This window comes from Pseudoalteromonas sp. P1-7a, assembly GCF_001401855.1.
GTDB lineage: Bacteria > Pseudomonadota > Gammaproteobacteria > Enterobacterales > Alteromonadaceae > Pseudoalteromonas.
Genome location: NZ_LKDU01000035.1, coordinates 25147 through 42531 on the forward strand (window position 1 = coordinate 25147; position 17385 = coordinate 42531).

The 17385-nt window shown below is 41.0% G+C and carries 16 protein-coding genes and 2 tRNA genes; 15 read left to right on the top strand and 3 right to left on the bottom strand.

Annotated elements, in window-relative coordinates; all coding sequences use genetic code 11:
- The first annotated feature begins 53 nt into the window (after positions 1 to 53).
- From AN389_RS20230 to AN389_RS17105, 3 genes are all read left to right on the top strand, one after another.
- Complete coding sequence (locus tag AN389_RS20230; protein WP_082430575.1) at positions 54 to 2309, top strand: EAL domain-containing protein; 2256 nt, start codon at positions 54 to 56, stop codon at positions 2307 to 2309.
- Between the two features lie 177 nt (positions 2310 to 2486).
- A complete protein-coding gene (locus AN389_RS17100; RefSeq protein ID WP_235575993.1) occupies positions 2487 to 4010 on the top strand; it encodes a cyanophycinase in 1524 nt (507 codons plus the stop codon).
- A 148-nt stretch (positions 4011 to 4158) separates the two neighbouring features.
- Positions 4159 to 4407 carry a hypothetical protein gene (locus AN389_RS17105; RefSeq protein ID WP_055016244.1) on the top strand — a complete coding sequence of 83 codons (249 nt, stop codon included), beginning with the start codon at positions 4159 to 4161 and terminating at the stop codon, positions 4405 to 4407.
- Between the two features lie 57 nt (positions 4408 to 4464).
- Here the strand turns inward: AN389_RS17105 and AN389_RS17110 are convergent, their stop codons facing one another.
- The 3 genes from AN389_RS17110 to AN389_RS17120 all read right to left on the bottom strand — a co-directional run bounded on the left by AN389_RS17110 (position 4465) and on the right by AN389_RS17120 (position 5750).
- On the bottom strand, positions 4465 to 4788 hold the full coding sequence (locus AN389_RS17110) for a DUF2845 domain-containing protein (RefSeq protein WP_055020325.1): 324 nt from the start codon (positions 4786 to 4788) through the stop codon (positions 4465 to 4467).
- Between the two features lie 89 nt (positions 4789 to 4877).
- Positions 4878 to 4954: transfer RNA gene (locus tag AN389_RS17115), tRNA-Pro, on the bottom strand.
- 172 nt (positions 4955 to 5126) lie between these two features.
- Positions 5127 to 5750 carry an arylesterase gene (locus AN389_RS17120; RefSeq protein WP_055020326.1) on the bottom strand — a complete coding sequence of 208 codons (624 nt, stop codon included), beginning with the start codon at positions 5748 to 5750 and terminating at the stop codon, positions 5127 to 5129.
- Between AN389_RS17120 and AN389_RS17125 the strand changes: the two genes are divergently transcribed.
- From AN389_RS17125 to AN389_RS17180, 12 genes are all read left to right on the top strand, one after another.
- On the top strand, positions 5751 to 6464 hold the full coding sequence (locus AN389_RS17125; protein ID WP_055016256.1) for an ABC transporter ATP-binding protein: 714 nt from the start codon (positions 5751 to 5753) through the stop codon (positions 6462 to 6464).
- On the top strand, positions 6454 to 8955 hold the full coding sequence (locus tag AN389_RS17130; RefSeq protein WP_055020327.1) for an ABC transporter permease: 2502 nt from the start codon (positions 6454 to 6456) through the stop codon (positions 8953 to 8955). The genes AN389_RS17125 and AN389_RS17130 overlap by 11 nt, the downstream gene beginning before the upstream one ends.
- A 129-nt stretch (positions 8956 to 9084) precedes the next feature.
- Entirely contained in the window at positions 9085 to 9609 is a 525-nt protein-coding gene (ruvC, locus tag AN389_RS17135; protein ID WP_055018724.1) for a crossover junction endodeoxyribonuclease RuvC, read from the top strand.
- Between the two features lie 2 nt (positions 9610 to 9611).
- On the top strand, positions 9612 to 10229 hold the full coding sequence (gene ruvA / locus AN389_RS17140; protein WP_055016258.1) for a Holliday junction branch migration protein RuvA: 618 nt from the start codon (positions 9612 to 9614) through the stop codon (positions 10227 to 10229).
- A gap of 7 nt (positions 10230 to 10236) precedes the next feature.
- Positions 10237 to 11244: a Holliday junction branch migration DNA helicase RuvB gene (gene ruvB / locus AN389_RS17145; RefSeq protein WP_055016259.1), complete on the top strand. Its 1008-nt coding sequence runs from the start codon at positions 10237 to 10239 to the stop codon at positions 11242 to 11244.
- Between the two features lie 1075 nt (positions 11245 to 12319).
- Positions 12320 to 13024: a protein TolQ gene (gene tolQ, locus AN389_RS17150; protein WP_004587273.1), complete on the top strand. Its 705-nt coding sequence runs from the start codon at positions 12320 to 12322 to the stop codon at positions 13022 to 13024.
- The gene (gene tolR, locus AN389_RS17155; RefSeq protein WP_055016260.1) at positions 13011 to 13442 is read left to right on the top strand and encodes a protein TolR; all 432 of its coding nucleotides are present in this window, start codon (positions 13011 to 13013) and stop codon (positions 13440 to 13442) included. The genes tolQ and tolR overlap by 14 nt, the downstream gene beginning before the upstream one ends.
- A gap of 4 nt (positions 13443 to 13446) precedes the next feature.
- The gene (gene tolA / locus AN389_RS17160) at positions 13447 to 14373 is read left to right on the top strand and encodes a cell envelope integrity protein TolA (RefSeq protein ID WP_055016261.1); all 927 of its coding nucleotides are present in this window, start codon (positions 13447 to 13449) and stop codon (positions 14371 to 14373) included.
- Positions 14374 to 14382: 9 nt separating this feature from the next.
- Entirely contained in the window at positions 14383 to 15741 is a 1359-nt protein-coding gene (tolB, locus tag AN389_RS17165) for a Tol-Pal system beta propeller repeat protein TolB (protein ID WP_055016262.1), read from the top strand.
- Between the two features lie 35 nt (positions 15742 to 15776).
- Entirely contained in the window at positions 15777 to 16319 is a 543-nt protein-coding gene (gene pal, locus AN389_RS17170; protein ID WP_004587277.1) for a peptidoglycan-associated lipoprotein Pal, read from the top strand.
- A 13-nt stretch (positions 16320 to 16332) separates the two neighbouring features.
- Positions 16333 to 17082 (top strand): tol-pal system protein YbgF, encoded by a 750-nt coding sequence (gene ybgF, locus AN389_RS17175; RefSeq protein ID WP_055018723.1) that lies wholly within the window; start codon positions 16333 to 16335, stop codon positions 17080 to 17082.
- Between the two features lie 219 nt (positions 17083 to 17301).
- Positions 17302 to 17377 (top strand) — tRNA-Lys (locus AN389_RS17180).
- Positions 17378 to 17385 lie beyond the last annotated feature (8 nt).

Sequence of the window (17385 nt, forward strand, 5' to 3'; positions counted from 1 at the left end):
ATTAAATTTTTTTAAATGTTTAATAAATTATCGTGATTCTACCTTTATGAACTATGCGCTTTTTTAATTCGTACTTTTTGCTTTCAGATCAACATACTCATGACAACGAAGTGGCACATTGGCGAATTAGTGCTCTGCGCATTATTTCAAGCCTCGTATTACTGTTGTGCTTTTTTGTCGCTTGTCATACGTTTAGCTCCGCATTAGCACTTAAGCTTAGCTATATACTTGTACTTACCTTTGGCTTTTTAACGATTGCTGGTGGCTTACTTTTAGCAAGTAAGCGGTTTTATAAACAAAGTGCACACGCTTTATTGATTGCTATTGTTATAGCAAGCCTGTGTATGAACCTGTTTCTAACAGATTTAGAGTTAGCTAAAGTCGGCTCTATGTATATGTATTCTTGCCCAATTATTGCGCTTATGCTGCTTGGCTACAGAACAGCAATAGCCTATTCAATACTAAACATTGTGCCGTTTTATATGATTGTGAATAACGTTGATTTATCAAATGTCACAGGTATAGCCCAACAATTACCCAGCGCAGACTTATACATAACGGGATTAATTTTTTTATTTTTTAATATTTGCATCCCTTTAGCAGTAGCGCGCACCATAGTTGCTGCAAAGCGCTTAAATAAATCGATGAACGTAGCGAATACATTACTAAGAGATAAAAACGAGTTATATAAAACTTTTTTTACCGAGTCAGATAAAGCCAAAGTCATTGTAGATGAGCAGTTTAATATTACCGATACCAATAAATGTGCCGACGCCTTATTTGGCTTAAGCACAATGGCACGTAAAAAGGACATAAAAATAACTGCTTTATTGCCCTCATTGGCACTTTATTTAAATGATATAAGCCAAGTTGTTGAATTTAAAGAGCGCTTTTTAAGGGCTAGTTACTCTGTGGCAATCAATAAAAACTATCGCATATATGAATTTTACGATTGCACTGAAGAGCATGTGATAAAGCAAAATTTACTCACGGCTGAGCAAGAAAACAAACGTTTAAAGTACTCAAACCCCCATACCAAGTTACCTAACGAGCACTGGTTTGAGTTGCAATGCGAGCGATTAATTAGCAAGTACAGCCACGGTTTTTATATTGTGGTGACCCAAACCGCAAACAGTGAATACTTAAAATTAAAACTTTCTCAGCAAAGTGCTCAAGCGCTATTAATTAGTGCATACAAGCGCCTAAAAGCCATACCTGAGGGGCCATTTTTATGTGCTCATGTGGCTACTGGTAAACTCGCTTTTATAATAGGCGTGCAAGGCGAAGGTGAGGTTAAAAATAAGGTGCTACCAGCCATAAAGTACACCTTGGACAAAACATATGCATTGCAAAGTGGGCGAAGCCAGCAAGACTTTTTGTTTGGTTATGCGCGCTACCCAGATCAAGACCATTCAAGTGCCGAGGTACTAGCAAATGCAGAAAGTGCCCTTAAACACGCAAATAAGTGCGAACCGATAAGTGGTTACGACGAAAAACGCTCGCAGGCCTTTTTAGAAAAACACGAAATTTCTATGCTATTAGGTGAAGCGCTAACGCAAAACGATTTGAGTGTACATTACCAGCCCAAAGTGACTGCCAGTGGTAAATGCATAGGTCTAGAGGCGCTTGCCCGTTGGGATAGCAAAATTCTTGGTACTGTATCGCCAGGAGTATTTATCCCCATTGCTGAAGAGCACAGAATGGTTAGCCGCCTAACAGATTTAGTTATTCAAAAAGTATGCTCGCAACTTGCTGATTGGAGTCTGCAAGGCTTACCGACTGTGCCAGTATCTATTAATATTTCGTTGCTCGACTTTAGCCAAACTGATTTTATAGCCAAGCTCGTAAAGTACTTAGCTGACTTTAATGTAAAGCCACACCAAATAGAATTAGAGCTGACCGAAACCTCTTTAGAGGCAAATCATGCGCACTCGCTAACGCTAATTAAAACATTGCAGTCGTGGGGCTTTACTGTATCGGTCGATGATTTTGGTGTTGGGTACTCTAACATTGCACGTCTTGCCGATTACCCTATCAATAAGTTGAAACTCGACCGCTCTTTAATTAGCCAAGTTACCAGCTCTACTAGACAAAAAAGTTTAGTAAAAGCGGTGCATGTTATGTGTAAAGAGCTTGATATTGCGTGTGTGGCCGAAGGCGTAGAAACACAAAAACAGGTTGATGTAATGGCGCACATGGGTTGCACAGAGTTTCAGGGCTTTTATTTTGCAAAGCCAATGCCTGCAAAAGAGTTTGTAGCTCACGTTACTAAACATGGTTTAGTGTTTGCGCACAAGGCCACACTTTAATTACCTAAATTGACTTCGTGATTAACAGTCAGTGTGTATGCAACATCACTTTAAAGTGTAACAATCACTGAGCACTCACATTTACTATTTAGCCTGCTATTACATGCTGTTAAACTTAACGCCTATTTAGGTTTCTTTGAGAGCGTTATGCGTACCTGTGCTTTTTTAATTAAGCGAATGAGCTTTATATTCATTTTTTTTACTTTATTTTCATTCAAAGGGGCTGCCCAGCAGCAAGATCAAACCCTAATTTTGGCCGGTAGCGCAGTTAATAGTTGCAGTGACAAAACGGCGCTCGGTTGCAACGTGCAAAATAAAGCTGTGTTTCGGGTATCGAAGGCAAACATTAAACAAATAAAGCTAAATTGGCCTTCGAGTCATACCACTAAAAAAGCAGACGTATTAACGACCTTAGACGCCCTTATAAGCAAAGATGAAAAGTTACTCTCTAAAAGTGAGCTGCTTTGGCAATGGCGTGATATCAATAACGAGCAACTCAATAGCCTAACAAAGCAAGAGTTTAATTTTGTGTTTGATATGCTCGAACAACCCCATTCAAACTCTCGGCCTAAAGCTGAACCACAAAGCAACAGTATATTGCAATTTATAGCGGGTAGCTTAAAAGTGGCAAACCCAACACCCACCTTATTAATTATTAGTGCAGCACAGCGAGACCCATACGCACAAATAGAGGCGCTTAAAACACTTTTACCAAAAGGTGTAACCAGCCAATGGTTGCCGCTTACACCTGCACTTGCTAAAGCAATTACTAACAATACCTGTAGTGATTTACCGGCGCTGCGTCATTTACAAATGAACCTGTATAATCGCAGCAATGTTTATCCTGAGCTTACAAAGGCTGAGCATACACTGTGTAATAATGGGGTTGAGGCGTTAGTTAATTTAATAAACACCAGCACCGGTGTTTTATTTAGCGACGGCACGGCTAAAAATGCTTTAAAAGCACTGTATGATGAAAATAATATTGCCTACCCTTGGACGAACGCGATTAAAACTCGGCCTGTTATTGTAGGGCTAGGTGCAGGAAGCAAAATACAAAGTGAAAAAGTCTATCTTTCGCAGCATCAAAGCGAAACGGTATTAAAAGCAAAAAGTGCCCCGCAGCCTACTGTAATTAAGGGGTTAAACACGTTTACCTATGGGCCACTGAGCACCCGCTTTAGTGAGCAAAACCAAACGCTAAACCTAGTCAATACATTAAATAACGTTAAGCAAAACGCTGTTATTAAGCATGGTTTTGGCATTGATGAAAATACAGCCCTTGTTGTTATAAAATCCCAAAAAGGAGATTTAATGACGGTAATAGGGCAAAGTGGCGTGGCGCATTTAAGTACGCAGCAAAAAGTAAACAACTATAACTACTCGTACTGGCCTGCTCGCAGTGTAATAGATATTACTAATGCGGGGTTTAAGCTTAGCGAGCGCACCATTAGCCAAGCATTAGCACCTGTTAAAATACCGCCTTTACCGGTGCAGCGTTTTGCCAATATTTTAACCGATTCAAAACTACGCTCGCTCACACAAGCCATGTGCTTAAGTCAAGAGCAAAGTGCGGTAGGGCAACAAGATGACCTTTTAATAAATTTAACGGCCACAAAAAACACCCACTATTACCGCGTTAATACCCAGCCGTATGGCTGCGCGCTAAGTAATTTATTATTAAATGTAGAGCGCTTTTAACCATAAGCGCTACACACATAAGCTTTATATAAAGGTTTAAGTTTAATGTAATGAGCTTTAAAATAGCGCCCACGTAATTTATTACCTATTCGCTTAGTTATATTCTACGAATAGGTATTAACCAAGCAGATTTTATAAAGAGCAATTTATGAATAACGAGCACGACATAATCGACAACCTAGCAGAACTAGAGAACTTTTTAGTTATGGTAGAAAACGGCGGCTTAGGTTTAAAAGGGGTGGCTGGTGTAGGTATGGCCACAAGTAACAAAGACGGCAGCCATTTTGTTGCGGTATTTGACGATAAGCAACAGTTATTACTGGCGCGAGGCGTTACAGCTGAAGTGTTCGAAAACGGCAAAGACATGGTGCGTAACGGCGTAGGGCGTACACACTAAAAAAAGTTAAAAGCGCCGTATGGCGCTTTTAACTGTTTATAACGAACTCTAAAATATTTAAAGCCTGCCAACTTGTTTTGAGCTAATACTGGTCACAATATTATTTTCAAAGCGGATCAATACGATGTACATCACTCCAATCGAGCCTTTTAGCTTATAAGTAAACTCTTCTGTTTTAACTAAATTGTCACCTTTGCCAATATCAACAGCTTCATTAAGCACATCTTTATAAAGTGGTGCACCCACCAGAGCTACAATGTCGGATTTAGTTTTACCCACACTTAATAGATTTCCGTTTTTTAGTCGAAAACTAGCCTGGGCAAACGCAAAGCTTGAAATAAAAAGAGATAAAAGCAGAGCTAACATAATATGCTTTTTCATAAGTCATCCTTAAACACACAGTATTTAATGCGAGGTATAAAAGGTAATACAGAAAAATGACAGTGAAAAAGAGAAAAGAGGAGGTTAAATGGTCGGTATGGCAGGATTTGAACCTGCGACCCCTGACACCCCATGACAGTGCGCTACCAAGCTGCGCTACATACCGACGTTGTTTGCAATAGTACGTATATTTTCTTAAAAATCAATAAGTGATTGTTTGTTTGCGCGTTTATTGCGCAAATAAGTTAAAAAACTATATTTAAAAGCGCAACTTCATAGGCTTTGTCTTGGCAAAACAGCAAGCTGCCGCAAATTCAACCATCAAAGAACAATATGTCCTAATCTTTATTTAGCCATTGATTGATCGAGTCGTACATTTCATCACGTATGAGCGGTTGAGCTTCTTTATTTGGATGTAATTGATCTCTTTGCATTAAGTTTGGCTTATCTGCCACATTAAGCATAAAAAAGTTAAGTAAATGAGCATTTGTTTTTTCACTTACTTGTGTAAAACTGTCTGTGAACATTTTACTGTAACGCGGCCCGTAATTAGGGGGAATGTAAATTTCCATTAGCGCGACCATGGCATCTTCAGCTTGGCTTTTTTCGATTAAATCCGTTAAGTTGGCCTGCATTTTTGTTACCGGAAAACCACGCAAACCATCATTAGCACCTAGCTCAATAAGCACATGGCTTGGTTGGTATTTCGCGAGTAAGGCATCTAGCCTGCGTAAAGCGCCGCCGGTTGTTTCGCCACTAATACTGGCATTAATTAGCTCTATATTACGTTGCTCTGCATCGTATTTATCTTGTAACAATTTAACCCAGCCTTGCTCTTGTTTAAGTCCATAGGCTGCACTTAAACTGTCTCCAAGTATTAAAATCGTGTTGTCGGCCGCCGCACTAAGTGGTTTGATAACTAAAAATAAAACGAATACAAAACGTAGGATTGAATGAGTCATATGTCAGCGCTTTCTCAATTAAATATTATTCAAGTAAATGGTTTGTCTAAAGTAGTTTCTACCTTCGAAGGTGAGTTGCCCATCCTCAGCGACATCAGCTTTAATGTCAAGCATGGTGAGTCAGTTGCTATTGTGGGCACATCGGGCTCAGGAAAATCCACGTTATTAAGTTTATTAGCGGGCCTAGATACAGCCAGCAGTGGTGAAATCATCCTTGATGGCGAGCCACTTCATACATTAGATGAAGAGCAACGCGCGGCATTGCGAGCTGAAAAAGTCGGCTTTGTATTTCAATCTTTTATGTTGGTACAAAGCTTAACGGCCCTTGAAAACGTCATGCTGCCAGCAGAGCTTGCTGGCGAAAGTGATGCGAAAGAGCAAGCCCTTGCTTTGTTAGAAAAAGTAGGGCTAAGTCACCGTATTGATCATTACCCATCGCAACTCTCGGGTGGTGAGCAACAACGTGTGGCTATTGCCCGGGCTTTTATTGGCACCCCTAAAATTTTATTTGCCGACGAGCCTTCTGCAAATTTAGACAGTAAAAACGGCAAAATGGTGGAGTCGTTATTGTTTGATTTAAACCAGCAGCACGGCACAACGTTAATTTTAGTAACTCACGATGAAGCACTCGCGCAAAAGTGCCAGCATATTGTACAAATTGAAGCGGGGCAGTTAGTTAAAAACTCAAAAGAGGACGTAGCGAATGTGGGCTAAGTTAGCACTTAAATTATTTGCCCGTGAATTTCGCCGGGGCGAGCTCACGGTTATTAGTGCCGCGATTGCGCTTGCAGTACTAACAGTGTTCACGCTGTCTATGGTGACAGAGCGAATAGCACAAAGCATAGCACAAAAAAGTAGTGCGTTTATTGCGGCTGATAGAGTGCTGGCCAGTGCTCACAAATTAGATACGGCGTTTATTAATAAAGCCAAACAAGAAAACTTACAAACTGCGCAAATGGTCTACTTTGATACCATGTTATTTGCCAACGACGAGATGCAGTTTACCTCGGTAAAAGCGGCATCAAACGAATACCCGTTAAAAGGCGAATTAAAAGTTAAATCATCGTTGCTTGGCGAAACGCAAGTAGCCCAGGGCGGACCAAAGCCTGGTAATGTGTGGCTAAGTGAATCGGTTTTTTACAGCTTAAATATTGATATTGGTAGCCAAGTAGAGCTAGGTGCTGCCGTATTCAATGTAGAAAAAGTGGTAGTTGAAGAGCCTGATGCCCCGTTTAATGTATTTTCGAGTAGTCGCAGAGTACTCATAAATATTGCTGATGTTGCAAAAACAGAAGTGATACAACCTGGCAGCCGAGTGAACTACCGCCAATTGTATGCAGGCGATGAGTCAGACATAACGCGGTTTTATGAGTGGTTAAAGCCACAAATGGCCGAAAATCAACGCTGGTACGGCGTCAAAGACAGGCAATCGCCTATATCAAATAGCTTAAACCGAGCAGAAAGTTTTTTATTACTAGCTGGCTTACTGGGCATTATTTTAGCCACAGTTGCCATTGCTGTGTCGGCAAAGCGTTATTGTGAGCGCCAATACGACCCCGTAGCTATGATGAAAACCCTTGGCGGAAGCCGCGCATTAATTCGTAAAATTTACTTTATGCATTTACTCATGGTTTGCACTATGGCGGTTATCATTGGCTTAGCCATAGGTTACGGTTTACAAGAAATTGCCACCGGGTATTTAGCAAAAAGCATGGATATGAGTTTACCTGCAGCGGGTTTTAAACCTTGGCTGGTGGCTATTAGCACAGGTGTTATATGTGCAGTTATGTTTTCTATTAAGCCACTGCTTGATTTATTTGATATTCCACCGCTTAGAGTATTGCGCCGTAATTTAGGCGACAGACTAGCCGTAAGCCGTGTGCACTTAGGTTTAAGTGCCCTTACGGTGTTTTTATTAATGTGGTTATTTAGTAACAACATTAAAATAACGCTTATTTTGTTTGTCTCTACACTGGCTTTGATTGCGGTGTTGTTTGTTATTTCAAAATTAATTTTTGGTGGTGGCCGTAAATTAGGCTTAAAACCAGGTAATAGCTGGTCGTTAGCTATTGCCTCTATTCAAAAGCGTGCCAACGTAAATGCAGTCCAGCTTATTAGCTTTTCGTTGGCGATAAAATTGCTGTTGTTTTTGATTGTACTTAAAAATGACATGATCTCAGATTGGCAATCACAACTGCCAGCCGATGCTCCTAATGCATTTTTAGTAAATATTACGCAAAACGAACTTGAGCCTGTAAACAATTACCTAGCAGAAAACGATATTTTAGTATCTGATTTTTACCCAACCATTCGTGGGCGCGTAAATGCGGTAAATGGCGAGCTTGTTGCGCGTAAAGTGTCGTTGCAAGATAACGAGAAAAAAGATGAAGAAGCGCGTTCAGGCATCGGTCGTGAGCTTAACTTAACGTGGCTTGAAAACGTGCCAGCCCAAAACGAAATTGTGCAAGGACAGTGGTTTGGCGAAGGCGCGGTGGGTGAAGCATCGGTTGAGGAATCCATGCTGGAGCGTTTAGATGTAGAAATAGGCGACACGTTAACATTTCTAATTGGTGCGCAATCATTTGACGCTAAAATAACTAGCGTACGTAAAGTAAACTGGGCTACGCTAAAACCTAACTTTTTTATTATTTTAAGCCCCGACGTGCTAAACGATTTTCCGGCAACGTATATTTCATCCGTGCGTATAGAGCCTGAGCAAAAGAAAGCGTTTAGCCAGTTACTACGCACGTATCCAACCATTACCGCTATTGATGTAGATAACTTTGTAAAGCAAATTCAATCAACCATTGAGCAGGTGTCGTTAGCGATTGGCTTTGTGCTTGCTATTGTGGTGTTGTGTGGTGCATTAGTGCTTATATCGCAGGTGCAAGCGAGCCTAGGTGAGCGAATGCAAGAAATAGTAATACTGCGAACTTTAGGCGCCAAAGGGCGATTAATAAAAAATGCGACCCTTTATGAGTTTTTGCTATTAGGTGGTTTAGCTGGGTTTGTAGCCGCATTATTTAGTGATGTAGCTTTGCTAATTGTTCAGCAGCAAATGTTTGACTTAGCTGGTAAGCTGCACCCGGCAATTTGGCTAATAGGGCCGGTATCGGGCGGGGTGTTTGTGGCGGCGCTTGGCTACTTAATGATTGCCCATAAGCTTAAACAAAATACCCAAGGCTTAGTACGTGCTTTAGCCTAAGCTATACTTTTTAATGCTAAACGCCCGCACTAAGTTGCGGGCGTTTTTGTTTTTACTCGGCACTGGTAATTTATACAGTGCTCTGGCATTATTACCGTTATTGAAAAATAACAATAATGAGTGTGCTGTTTGGCCATTATTTTAGGGATAGACCCAGGTTCACGTTTAACGGGTTACGGTGTAGTTGCTCACCAAGGTGCTAAATTTACCTATTTAGGCAGTGGGTGTATAAAATTAGCTGAGCACGAGTTTCCCATACGATTAAAAATGATCTACCAAGGGATCACACAAATAATAGAGCAGTTCTCGCCCGAAACCTTTGCCATAGAAAAAGTATTTATGGCGCACAACCCGGATGCCGCGCTAAAGCTAGGCCAAGCCCGAGGAGCCGCTATCGTGGGCGCCTCTATGGCCGAACTACCCGTATTTGAATACTCAGCACGGCAAATTAAGCAAGCCGTGGTTGGTAATGGCGGCGCCGATAAGTCGCAAGTGCAGCACATGGTAAAAAATATTTTAAAATTACCTGGCACACCACAAGCCGATGCGGCCGATGCGCTTGCCATTGCAATTTGCCATGCTCACTCAGAACAAAATTTAATTAAACTAGCGGGTAGCGCAAGTAAAACCGTTAGAGGACGTTTAAGGAAATAAATATGATTGGCCGTTTAAATGGCATTTTAGTTGAAAAGCAGCCGCCCGAAATTTTATTAGAAGTAAGCGGCGTAGGCTACGAAGTACAAATGCCCATGACCTGTTTTTACGACTTACCCAATGTTGGCGAAAACGCCATCGTGTACACGCATTTTGTAGTACGCGAAGACGCACAACTATTATTTGGCTTTAATAATAAAACCGAGCGCGCGCTGTTTAGAGAATTACTAAAGGCAAATGGCGTGGGGCCTAAACTAGGCTTAGCGATTTTGTCGGGCATGTCGGCGCAACAATTTGTAAGTTGCGTAAACAACGAAGACGCCACAACCTTGGTTAAATTACCGGGTGTGGGTAAAAAAACCGCTGAGCGTTTAGTGCTTGAAATGAAAGACCGCTTAAAAGATTGGGGTAATGATTTATTTACGCCATTTAGCGATAATGCCGTAATAGAGCCCGCTTGCGATGCAACTATTGCCAATAATGCCGCAGACGATGCCGTATCGGCACTTGTTGCGTTAGGTTATAAATTGCCACAGGCGCAAAAAGCAGTAAAATCGGTAAGCAAACCCGATATGTCTACTGAGGTTCTTATTAAAGAATCTTTAAAATCAATGTTGTGAGTAACCCATGATTGAAGCTGATCGTTTAATTGACGCGAGCGAAAAAACCAACGAAGACACCATAGACCGCGCAATAAGGCCCAAGCTTTTAGCCGACTACAAAGGTCAGCCGCATGTTAAGCAGCAAATGGAAATATTTATAGAGGCTGCCCGTAGCCGTGGTGAAGCCCTTGATCATCTATTAATATTTGGCCCGCCAGGCTTAGGTAAAACCACGCTTGCTAATATTGTTGCCAACGAGCTTAATGTAAGTATTAAAACCACCTCAGGGCCAGTGCTCGAAAAAGCCGGCGACCTTGCTGCACTGCTTACCAACCTTGAAGAGGGCGATGTACTGTTTATTGATGAAATACACAGACTCAGCCCACAAGTTGAAGAAATCCTTTACCCCGCGATGGAAGATTATCAACTCGACATTATGATTGGTGAAGGCCCAGCAGCACGATCTATTAAATTAGACTTACCGCCGTTTACGCTTATTGGCGCAACCACACGTGCAGGTTCTCTTACCTCACCACTAAGAGACCGTTTTGGTATAGTGCAGCGCTTAGAGTTTTATTCTATTGCTGATTTATCATATATAGTGGGGCGCTCAGCGCATTATCTAGATTTACAAATGTGCGATGATGGAGCCACCGAAATTGCAAAGCGTTCGCGAGGCACACCGCGCATAGCTAACCGCCTATTGCGCCGTGTACGCGATTACACGCAAGTAAAATCTGATGGCACTGTGAATGCCTCGGTTGCCGAGCAGGCGTTAGATATGATTGACGTAGATAAAAGCGGGTTTGATTACATGGACCGTAAATACTTACTTGCCATTATCGAAAAATTTATGGGCGGACCTGTAGGGCTAGATAATTTAGCCGCCGCCATCGGCGAAGAAAAAGAAACCATTGAAGATGTAATTGAGCCGTTTTTAATTCAACAAGGCTTTATACAGCGCACACCGCGCGGGCGAATTGTGTCAGACAATGCGTACCATCACTTTGGTTTACTTCCTAAACAAGATTAACCTCATTTAGCCCGTTACAGTCAATGTAGCGGGTTGCACCTACCCTTAATTGTAAAATTTTTCTTAATAGTTAATCAGCTTTCATCCACTTTGTTGCAAATGTAACCAATAAATTAAATTCATTATGTAATTCACTTAACGTTAAGACTGGCGTGGCTATGCTGCGTACCATTGAATTTATCACGGCACTTATTTGCTACTTTTTGAGAGCTTAAAAGTGTGGTTATTTAAATTAAGTACATTGTATTTTTATAAAGAGACTTACTGACATCTTAAATTAGGCTGATATAAGTTTTTTTTAGTGAGAAGCTTTTAGCGAAAACGCGGCTTTTAGAAATGCGCTTTTATTCAGTATTCAGGTTAAGTAAGAAGCGCGAAAGTTTAGGCAAAAAAAAGCCCGCATATAATGCGGGCAAACAACAAGTTGAAGGAAGTAATCCAGGGAACTACGTTTTACTTAATTAGGTTTTATCCAAAAAGAGTAAAACAATGTAATACGATTAAAAATCCTATTACTAAGAACTTGGCTTAATGAAAAATCTTTCATTCAGTGCGTAAGCTCGGTATGGGAGAATAATACGGAATATGTGCTTTTTGTTCAAACTAGAAAATTTAAAATTTCAGATAAAAAAAACTAATCCGATGAATTTTTTAGTTGTTCGAAACTTGTGCGTTAATTATTCGTTAACTTTATAAGTTGCTGAAAATTAATAAATAACTGGTGTGAGTTGTATTGTTACACTATTAGTTAAATTAGTACATGCACAATGATATGAATAGCTTTTGCGTGCTTATGCACTTTTTATGAATAAACGCAGCATTTTATCAAGTTTTCTGCGTATATTTACGCACTTTTATTGTGTTTAGTTGTGCTTTACTTAGCGTGGCAGTCGCGTTTTAGAAACAAACAAGTGATTAACCGTATGTTTAACGTTTTTTGTTGCCAATTCATAGCAATACCGTTGTCAGTAAACTCTTGACTCGATACACTAGATGCAACTTATGGCCGTTACAATGGTCTTATTTACATAAAATAACCAAATTGACGTTTTTTGAAATTATTTAGGAGTTTAACGTGGGATCAGGGCTTAACTTTTTAGATCTAATTCTAGAAGCCAGTTTGCTTGTGCAGTTAGTTATGCTAGCGCTTGTAGCAATGTCTGTAATGTCATGGGCAATTATTTTTCAGCGCAAAAAAGCAATTAGCGATGCCTTGTCTGATGCAAAAAAATTCGAACAAAAATTTTGGTCAGGTATCGACTTAAGCAAATTATACAACGAAATTTCATCACGCAGTGGTCAATCTCATGGTATTGAAGCGTTATTTACATCAGGCTTTAAAGAATTTGCGCGCCATAAAAAGAACACATTTCAAAGCGCAGGCATTGTTATGGAAGGTACGCATCGTTCAATGCGTGTGGCTCTGTCACGTGAAATTGAAAAACTAGAATCGAGCTTATCGTTTTTAGCGACAGTAGGTTCAATTAGCCCATATATCGGCTTATTCGGTACGGTGTGGGGTATTATGAATGCCTTTATTGCACTAGGTGAAGTTAAACAAGCAACTTTACAAATGGTAGCGCCAGGCATTGCTGAGGCACTTATTGCAACAGCAATGGGTTTATTTGCGGCTATTCCGGCTGTTATTGCGTATAACCGCTTTGCTAATAAAGTTGAAAAACTAGAATCACACTACATCAACTTTATGGAAGAATTTGCCAATATTTTACACCGTCAAGCAGCTACCCAAATAGAGGCTAAAGCGAATGTATCAGCGTAAGAAGCGCCGTCCGGTCGCAGAAATTAATGTAGTACCTTACATTGATGTAATGTTGGTATTACTAATTATATTTATGGCAACAGCACCGCTTATTACTCACGGTGTAAAAGTTGATTTACCAAAAATGGAAGAGTCGGATTTAGTTGACACTAAAGACACGCCACCCATTATTGCCTCAATTGACTCTGCAGGTAAGTACTATGTAAGCATAGGAACTGATCCAGAGGAGCCAATGGAAGCACTTGATGTGGCAGCGGTTATTAAGCTTCAGCTAATGAAAAACCCTGATGTACCAGTAATGATTAAAGGCTCTGGTAAGGTTTCGTACCAAGAAGTATTGTTATTAATGGACTTTTTAAAGAATGCTGGCGTACCATCTGTGGGTTTAATGACAGAATCCTTTGAGGGGAAACAGTAGTAACATGAATAGTTCTATAATCAAGTCAGTGCTTTTACATTTAGGTTTGGGGGGCTTTTTGTGGGCAACTGCGAATATACACCCTCCAGCACCTAAAGTAATGGAAGTGACGCTTAATTCGGCTATTCCTGAGCCTGATAATGCAGTGTCTGCGGTCACTGTAGATCAAAAGCAAGTTGAGCAAAAAATTGCCGAGTTGCAAAAAAAAGAAGACGCTAAAAAACGTGCTGAAGATAAGCGCATTCGCGACTTAGAGCGCAGAGCCGCCAATGCACGTAAACAACGTGAAGCCGAAGCCCGTAATATTAAAAAGCTAGAGCAACAGCGTAAAGCAAAAGAGAAAGAAAAAGCACAAGCTGAGGCGGAAGCTAAAAAAGCGCGTGAAATTGAACAAAAAGAACGTGCTAAGGCAAAACAAGCCGAAAAGCAAAAGCAAGAGGCTGAAAATGCAGCCAAAGCGGCTGCAGATAAACGTAAAGCAGAAGAAGAGGCACTCAAAAAAGCCGAAGCAGAGCGTAAAAAACGTGAAGCAGAAGCCAAAGCGCGTGCCAAAGAAGCCGAACGCAAACGTCAGCAAGCGCTGCAAGAGCAAATGTTACAAGAACAACTTGCTAAAGAGCAGGCTGCACGTAGTAAAATACGCCAACAGCAAGTAGTAAGCGAAGTTGATAAGTATAGAGCCTTAATTATGGCGCGTATTCAGCAAAACTTACTGATTGATGAAAAAATGAAAAACCAACAGTGCCGAGTAAATATTCGTCTTGGGTTTAATGGTTTAGTCACGCAGGTTAAATCGTTAGGGGGTGATAAGTTAGTGTGTGAAGCAGCACTTAGAGCTGTGCGCATGGCCGACACATTACCTGTATCTAAAGACAAAGACGTGTTCGAGCAACTTAAGAATATTAATTTAACAATCAAGCCAGAATTTTAAAGGAATGATATGTTCAGCAAAATTAAAATAGCCTTTGTAGTTATATTATTAGGGTTTCAGGGTGTGGCAAATGCGGCACTTGAAATTGTAATAACTGAAGGTGTAGACGGTGCACGTCCTATTGCCATAGTGCCTTTTAAATACAATGGTGTTGGCCCAATTCCGCAAAAATTGAGCGATGTTATTGCTGCCGATTTAATGCGCAGTGGTAAGTTTAAACCGGTAGATGTAGCACAAATGCCGCAACTTCCTAATAAAGATGGCGATATAGACTACGCAGCTTGGGTAAACCAAGGTGTAGAAGCGGTTGTCGTTGGCGAAGTTGATCAGCAAACTGATGGGCGTTACCTAGTACGCTACGAATTGGTAGATGTGATACGTGGGCAAATTACCGGCGGCCAAACGCAAATGATGAGCAACGGTAAACTTGTAAAAAGCCAAGACCACATTTTAGAAGCACGTGAAAGCGTAATTGGTGAAAGTGGCTTTCGCCGTTATTCACACCGCATAAGCGATGTAGTCTACGAAAAGCTAACCGGTGAAAAAGGCGCGTTTTTAACTAAAATTGCGTATGTAATTGTACGCGAAGATCAACCAAAACCTTACCAGTTAGTGGTTGCCGACTATGATGGCTTTAACGAGCAGGTGTTATTGCGCTCAAAAGAGCCGTTGATGTCGCCAGCATGGTCGCCTGATGGCACTAAGCTTGCGTATGTAACATTTGAAAACCGCCAAAGCCAAATTTATATTCAAGATCTCTACTCAGGTAAGCGTGAACTGATTACAAGCTACCGTGGTATTAACGGTGCACCGCAGTTTTCACCAGATGGCAAAAAAATGTTATTGGTGCTTTCTAAAGACAAAACAGGTGCAACCGAAGTGTATGTTTTAGATTTAGCAACCCGTAAAGAAACACGCCTTACACGCCACCGTAGTATAGATACTGAACCATCTTGGTACCCAAATGGCCAGGATATTGTGTTTACATCTGAAAGGGGTGGTAATGCCCAGATTTATAAGTTAAATTTAAGAACTGGTAGGTCACAACGATTGACCTTCGACGGCGATATGAACCTAGCGGGTTCTATAACGCCAGACAGTAAAGAATTAGTGATGGTTAACCGTACCAACGGGCAGTACCATCTTGCTAAGAAAGAGCTGGCTACAGGTGCGTTTCAAGTATTAACACGAACTCGCCTTGATGAATCTCCGAGCATAGCGCCAAACGGTTCGATGATCATTTATAGCACGCTTCATAATAATAAACAGGTACTCGCGCTGGTATCGATGGACGGTCGCTTTAAAGCACGTTTACCCGTGCTAGACGGACAAGTAAAGGCACCAGCTTGGTCGCCATATTTACAGTAATATTTGCTGGTTTACTCAAAATAGGAATCTACTCAATGCAACTTAACAAAGTACTTAAAGGCCTGCTAATCGCTGTGCCAGTAATGACATTAGCCGCTTGTAGCTCATCTTCAGATATTGATGAAGGCGCAGCTAACCAATCAAATCAAAGTGCAGTTGAGCAATCAACAAACACGGATACAGTTGAAGTAGCAACAATTTCACCTGAACAACAAGCAGAAGAGCAACTTCGTCAAAAATATGAAGCGCTTCGTCAAGAGCAAATCATTTACTTTGACTTCGACAAAGCAACTGTTGAGAACAAGTACGCAGAATTACTTCGCGCACATGCTGAGTTTTTAGTTCAAAACCCTTCAGTAAAAGTATTAATTGAAGGTCACGCTGATGAGCGCGGTACGCCTGAGTACAACATTGCACTAGGTGAGCACCGTGGCCAAGCTGTAGAAAAATACCTACAAAGCTTAGGTGTTTCTGCTAGCCAAATGTCAGTAGTTAGCTACGGTGAAGAGAAACCAATGGTTAAATCTCGCACTGAGTCAGCTTTCGCTAAAAACCGCCGTGCGGTACTAGTTTACTAAGATAAGAGATATTATGAAGCCGAAAATTATTTTGGCAGCCATGATATTGAGCGGGAGCACCCAAGTTTTGGCTGCTCCCGCTCCTGTTTCAGAAGCTGCAAGTTCACAGTCGAGCATAGAGAAGCGTTTAGCATCACTAGAAAACATGATGCAGTCGCGAAACTTATTACAAGTTGAATTACAGCAACAACTTAACCTGCTTCAAGATGAAGTAAGCCAAATTCGCGGTGTTACTGAAGAGCAAAGCTATAAACTTGAAAAGGTACTTCAGCGCCAGCGAGAGCTTTATCAAGAAATAGAAAACCGCGTAAGCCAAGCGTATACACAACCTGCTGCTACGCCTGCAACCGATTACACGCAATCGAGCGATGCACAAACCTATAGCAGTGACTTATCTGAAAACGAGGCGTATGAGCGTGCAGTAGCGCTAATAATGAAAGATAAACGCTACGACCAAGCTATTCCTGAGTTTCAAACATTTTTAACAACCTATCCTAATTCTGTGTATGCCTCTAATGCACATTATTGGCTTGGGCAGTTGCTAACCATTAAAAATGATGGTGTAAAAGCAAGTGAGCATTTTAAAGTGGTGGTAAATGAGTTTCCTAACTCAAACAAACGACCAGATGCCATGTTAAAATTAGGCACGCTTTTACAAGAGCAAGGCCTAAATCAAGAGGCACAAAAAATATTGGGTGATCTAATTAACCAATATCCGAGTACAACTGCTGCAAAACTTGCAACCGAGCGTTTAGCTAATTAGGGCGCATTTAAGCGGTGTATTTAAAGCTCAAACTACATAGAAATACTCGGCGAATCTTGTATTTGCATGTAGTTTGAGCACAAACGCTTTAATTTTGCTCACCTAGGCATAAAAACTGAAAAAAAGAGACATTTTCGGTTGCACTCATTTTATAAATAAGTATTATAAGCGCCCGCAGCAAACGAATGGTTACCCCACTCAAAATGCGGCAAAAAGAGCGGGTCATTAGCTCAGTTGGTAGAGCAGTGGACTTTTAATCCATTGGTCGATGGTTCAAGTCCATCATGACCCACCATTCTTTAT

Bases quoted from the DNA above. Each gene is read 5' to 3' on its own strand.
- AN389_RS20230 (WP_082430575.1), top strand. From the start codon at position 54: ATGCGCTTTTTTAATTCGTACTTTTTGCTTTCAGATCAACATACTCAT.
- AN389_RS17100 (WP_235575993.1), top strand. From the start codon at position 2,487: ATGAGCTTTATATTCATTTTTTTTACTTTATTTTCATTCAAAGGGGCT.
- AN389_RS17105 (WP_055016244.1), top strand. From the start codon at position 4,159: ATGAATAACGAGCACGACATAATCGACAACCTAGCAGAACTAGAGAAC.
- AN389_RS17110 (WP_055020325.1), bottom strand. From the start codon at position 4,788: ATGAAAAAGCATATTATGTTAGCTCTGCTTTTATCTCTTTTTATTTCA.
- AN389_RS17120 (WP_055020326.1), bottom strand. From the start codon at position 5,750: ATGACTCATTCAATCCTACGTTTTGTATTCGTTTTATTTTTAGTTATC.
- AN389_RS17125 (WP_055016256.1), top strand. From the start codon at position 5,751: ATGTCAGCGCTTTCTCAATTAAATATTATTCAAGTAAATGGTTTGTCT.
- AN389_RS17130 (WP_055020327.1), top strand. From the start codon at position 6,454: ATGTGGGCTAAGTTAGCACTTAAATTATTTGCCCGTGAATTTCGCCGG.
- ruvA (WP_055016258.1), top strand. From the start codon at position 9,612: ATGATTGGCCGTTTAAATGGCATTTTAGTTGAAAAGCAGCCGCCCGAA.
- ruvB (WP_055016259.1), top strand. From the start codon at position 10,237: ATGATTGAAGCTGATCGTTTAATTGACGCGAGCGAAAAAACCAACGAA.
- tolR (WP_055016260.1), top strand. From the start codon at position 13,011: ATGTATCAGCGTAAGAAGCGCCGTCCGGTCGCAGAAATTAATGTAGTA.
- tolA (WP_055016261.1), top strand. From the start codon at position 13,447: ATGAATAGTTCTATAATCAAGTCAGTGCTTTTACATTTAGGTTTGGGG.
- tolB (WP_055016262.1), top strand. From the start codon at position 14,383: ATGTTCAGCAAAATTAAAATAGCCTTTGTAGTTATATTATTAGGGTTT.
- pal (WP_004587277.1), top strand. From the start codon at position 15,777: ATGCAACTTAACAAAGTACTTAAAGGCCTGCTAATCGCTGTGCCAGTA.
- ybgF (WP_055018723.1), top strand. From the start codon at position 16,333: ATGAAGCCGAAAATTATTTTGGCAGCCATGATATTGAGCGGGAGCACC.